This window comes from Polaribacter sp. (genome assembly GCF_965660385.1).
Classification (GTDB): Bacteria; Bacteroidota; Bacteroidia; order Flavobacteriales; family Flavobacteriaceae; genus Polaribacter.
On record NZ_CBFHZT010000056.1, the window covers coordinates 1 to 4668 of the forward strand.

The following is a 4668-nucleotide window of genomic DNA, read 5'->3' on the forward strand; positions in this document are numbered from 1 at the left end:
ATTCGATTTAGATCAAGAAATTTTAAAGCCTTATTTTAAATTAGAAAATGTAATTGATGGTGTTTATGAAATCGCAAATCGTTTGTATGATTTAAATTTCGAAGAGGTTTTTAATATCGATAAATATCACCCAGATGTAAAAACGTATAACGTAACCGACAACAAAGGAAATTTTATTGCTGTTTTTTACGCAGATTACCATCCAAGAAAAGGAAAAAGAAATGGTGCATGGATGACCAGTTACAAAACGCAACAAATTAAAGATGGCGTTAACGAAAGACCTCATGTTTCTATTGTGTGTAATTTTACCAAACCAACAGCTACCAAACCATCGTTATTAACATTTAATGAGGTTACAACATTGTTTCACGAATTTGGGCATGCTTTGCATGGAATGTTAGCCAATACAAGGTATAACAGCTTGTCTGGAACTTCTGTTTCTTGGGATTTTGTGGAACTACCAAGTCAAGTTTTAGAAAATTGGTGTTACGAAAAAGAGGCTTTAGAATTGTTTGCGAAGCATTATGAAACTGGAGAAATCATTCCAATGAAATATGTTGAAAAAATTAAAGAATCTGCTAGCTTTCATGAAGGTATGCAAACTTTACGCCAATTAAGTTTTGGGTTGTTAGATATGAAATGGCATTCAGAAGATCCATCAAAAATTACATCAATAAAAGATTTTGAAAATGATGCTTTTGCCGAAACAAAATTATATCCAGATGTTGCAGAAAATTGTATGAGTACAGCTTTTTCTCATATTTTTCAAGGCGGTTATTCTGCTGGTTATTATTCGTATAAATGGGCAGAGGTTTTGGATGCAGATGCTTTTGAATATTTCTTAGAAAAAGGAATTTTCAACAAAGAGGTTGCTACAAAATTTAAAGAAAATGTATTGTCTAAAGGAGGTACAGAAAAACCAATGGAATTATACAAACGCTTTAGAGGTAAAGAACCAAAACCAGATGCTTTATTAAAAAGAGCAGGCTTGGTTTAGTTTTTCAGTTTTCAGTCGCAGTTTTCAGTCAATTGATAACTGGAAACTGCAACTGAATACTGATTACTGATTACTTTTAATCATAATAATCTATAAAAATTGTTATAAAATTGTTTCTGATGCGTACTATAAATATTATGAGAAACAATTTTTTTATTTTACTATTATTAATTGCGCTTTCTAATTTTGCTCAAACCGTTATTAAAGGCACTGTTTACTATGAAAAAGGACCTTTAGAAAACGTAGCTGTGTACTTAAACAACACAATGTTAGGCACCACTACCAATGAAAATGGCAAATTTTCTATCCCTGTAAAAGATGGACAATACGAATTGATTGTTTCTTATTTAGGCTATAAAAAAATCAATTATGCCTTAAATACTTCTACTTATAAAAAACCGTTAGTATTTACTCTTGAAGAAAGTGCCGATGTTTTGGATGAAATTGTTCTCAAAAAAATAGTATATGATGAAAAATGGAAAAATAATTTAGCAGTATTTAAAAGAGAATTTATTGGTAATACTGAATTAGCTGCTGATTGTGAAATTCTAAATCCAGAGGTGTTAAGTTTTGAATATGAATTTATGATTAATAAATTGACGGCTTATGCTAGAAAACCGCTAATTATTAAACACAAAAGCCTAGGGTATTTAATAACTTTCGAATTGGAAAGGTTTATTATTAATGATAATTACATTACTTATTTAGGATATTCTAGATACCAACAATTAAAAGGAGGAAAACGCAAACAAAAACGCTGGCAAAAAAACCGATTAAAAGCCTATAATGGTTCTCCTGTGCACTTTTACAAATCGCTTTTAAAAGATAATTTTACACAAGAGGGTTTTATCGTAAATCAATTTAAAAGAGTACCAAACCCAGAAAGACCATCAGAAGAAAAAATTAAAAGAGCTAAAGAAATTATAAGAGCAAATAGAAGTGTAATTCTAAATCTTAAAAAAAATAAAATTCCACAAAACGCTTTAGATTCTGCTTTAATCATTTCTAGAAAATCTCGTTTGCCAAAATTTAAAGATTATTTGTATAAATCAAAACTAAAAAAGGAGGATATCTTAGCTTTTAAAGACAATGCGTATCAGTTGATTTTTGAAAATAACTTAAGTATAGTGTATACAAAAGAAAAAGAAGAAATGGGTTACATTACTAGAGGAGCATTTAGTAAGCCAAGAAAACCTTTACCACAAACCTCTGCTATAATTCCTATGGATGATAAAATTGTTTTAGATGTAACTGGAATTCTTGTAAATCCTCTTGCTGTTTTTTATGATGGATATTGGAGTTATGAAAAATTTGCGAATGCTTTGCCTTTAGATTATGTGCCAGAAAATTAGTTGACAGTAAATCAATAGGCAATTTGCAATAAGTAAGTTACTAAAGTTATGCTTATAACTGCAAACTGCCTACTGAATACTATTTTTACTTTCAATCCATTTGCTCATATATTTTGAGGCTTGTAAAGTTTGATATTGTAACAAACTGCCTAAAAAATTCTGAGTTCTGTGTTGTTCTAAATTTTGTTGTATTTCTGCAATTGTATTGATAAAAACTGGACCTAATTTTTCTTTATCAAAAATAAAATTGATAATGTCAATTCCTGTTTGTTGAGAAAGTTGCCACATCTCTTTATTGCGATATAATTCTGTTGCCATTAATGCAAAATCAGAAAAATTATCCTTTACAAAACCTGGCCAAGGAAAACGATCACACATTCCTTCTGCTCCAATTTCTGTAGTTACACTTGGTGTACCACATTGCATTGCTTCTGCTAATTTACCTTTTATACCTGCTCCAAAACGTAAAGGAGCCAAAAGAACTTTTGCTTTTTCTATAACTTCTTTTGAGTTTTCTGCAAAACCTTTAATGATAAAACCTTCTTTTTTGTTGTGTAATTCTTGTATTTGTTGATTTACATAAGCACCATAAATATGAACTTCAGCATTTGGTAAATACTCTCTAATCTCGTTCCAAACTGCATTTTTTAAAGTGATTACTGCATCCACATTGGGTTTGTGCAAAAAATTACCAATAAACACAAAATGTTGCCTTTCGTTAAAAGATTTCCATTTTTTGGTTTGATTTTCATCAATCTTATCTAATAAAAAAGGCAAATAATAAAGAATATTTTCATCAATCTTAAAAACAGACTTCAATAAATCCATTTCGTAAGTCGATATAATTAAAGACAAATCGCATCGTAAAATCGAAGCAATTTCCCTTTTTGTATCATCAGATTTTAATAATGCTTCATTGGTAAACTCTTCATTATTTTTGAGTTGTTGATGTCTAACTTTTCGTAAAAAATGTAAATCTTCGGTATCTAAAATTCGAAGTGTATTTGGGCAATGCGCTGCAACTCGCCAACCAAACTGTTCTTCTGTTAAAAAACGATCAAAAAGTACAATTGTAGGATTCAGCTTTTTTATAAATTCATCAAAAGAAGGAGAATTTAATTCAATAGAAACTTCAGTAATTCCTAAAGAATTTAAATCTAAAGCATTTGCGTTTTTTTGCGAAGTTGATGCAAAAGTGATGTTATAATTGTGTAGCAAAAATAAATCTATCAACTGTAACATTCTGCTTCCAGCAGCAGAAGAATTGGGTTCTACCCAAACTGTACCAATTATTAAAATATGTGGTTTAGTCAATTATTTTGCGTTCATTTGTTGCTTGTATGCTGCTTGTGCTTTTTTACCCCAAGTTACAATAGCATCAATTTGGTCTTGTGTTAAGTTGGCCTCAGCATGTGTCCAGGTATATGAGTTTAAAGGCATTTCTCCTTTTTCAACTTCTTCATACAATTCATCCATTTTATGCTCTTTTCGCTTTAAGGAATATTCATTCCATTTAGAGAAATTCAAATGTTTTTTTCCATCTCTTACATGCTCATCTAACCAATAATTCACAGGAGTTATGGCATTGTACCAAGGGTAATTTGTTTTTGCTGAATGGCAATCAAAACAACTGGTTTTCATTATCGCAACCACATTTTCTGGCGGATTTGTTTCAGCAATAAAAGCATTTACAGTATCTAAATTTCCATTATTTTTTTCTGGGCCAAAAAATTGTGCTATAATCAATATTAAAAGTACAACAATACCTATTTTCTTTAAAACTTTCATTGAATTTGCTTTATAAATTACAAAAGGTAAATCTACATAATTTGAATAGTATTCTCTAAAAATATCCTTATTTTTGTATTTAAATTCCATTAAAATACATTATGAAATACGATATTATTGTTATTGGTTCTGGTCCTGGAGGATATATTGCTGCAGTTAGAGCTTCACAATTAGGTAAAAAAGTAGCTATTATAGAAAAATATTCAACCTTAGGAGGAACTTGTTTAAACGTGGGTTGTATTCCATCAAAAGCATTGTTAGATTCTTCTCATCATTATTATGATGCTGTTCATCATTTTGAAGAACATGGGATTTCTGTTGAAAAACCTTCTTTTGATTTTTCTAAAATGATAGATAGAAAAGCCAAAGTTGTAGAAACTACAACTGGTGGAATAAAATATTTAATGGATAAAAATGATATTGATGTTTTTGAAGGTTTGGGTTCTTTTGAAGATGCAACGCATGTAAAAATCACAAAAAGTGACGATTCTTCAGAAGTTATTGAAGGTAAAAATATCATTATAGCAACTG

Annotated in this window: 5 protein-coding genes; 3 read left to right on the plus strand and 2 right to left on the minus strand. The window is 29.9% G+C overall.

Translation table 11 applies throughout. The features are described from left to right. Together ACTG3V_RS13165 and ACTG3V_RS13170 are read left to right on the plus strand one after the other, a co-directional pair. Positions 1-997: M3 family metallopeptidase (locus ACTG3V_RS13165; RefSeq protein WP_439132631.1), on the plus strand; the 997-nt coding region annotated here is incomplete at its 5' end. Between the two features lie 137 nt (positions 998-1134). Continuing rightward, entirely contained in the window at positions 1135-2349 is a 1215-nt protein-coding gene (locus ACTG3V_RS13170) for a carboxypeptidase-like regulatory domain-containing protein (RefSeq protein WP_439132632.1), read from the plus strand. Positions 2350-2418: 69 nt separating this feature from the next. On the opposite strand, the gene ACTG3V_RS13175 is transcribed toward ACTG3V_RS13170, so the two are convergent. Next, positions 2419-3663 carry a glycosyltransferase gene (locus ACTG3V_RS13175; RefSeq protein ID WP_439132633.1) on the minus strand — a complete coding sequence of 415 codons (1245 nt, stop codon included), beginning with the start codon at positions 3661-3663 and terminating at the stop codon, positions 2419-2421. Beyond that, on the minus strand, positions 3664-4227 hold the full coding sequence (locus ACTG3V_RS13180) for a heme-binding domain-containing protein (protein WP_439132634.1): 564 nt from the start codon (positions 4225-4227) through the stop codon (positions 3664-3666). Between the two features lie 11 nt (positions 4228-4238). On the opposite strand from ACTG3V_RS13180, the gene ACTG3V_RS13185 reads away from it, so the two are divergent. Then, the coding region (locus ACTG3V_RS13185) for an FAD-dependent oxidoreductase (RefSeq protein WP_439132635.1) at positions 4239-4668 on the plus strand (430 nt) is incomplete at its 3' end.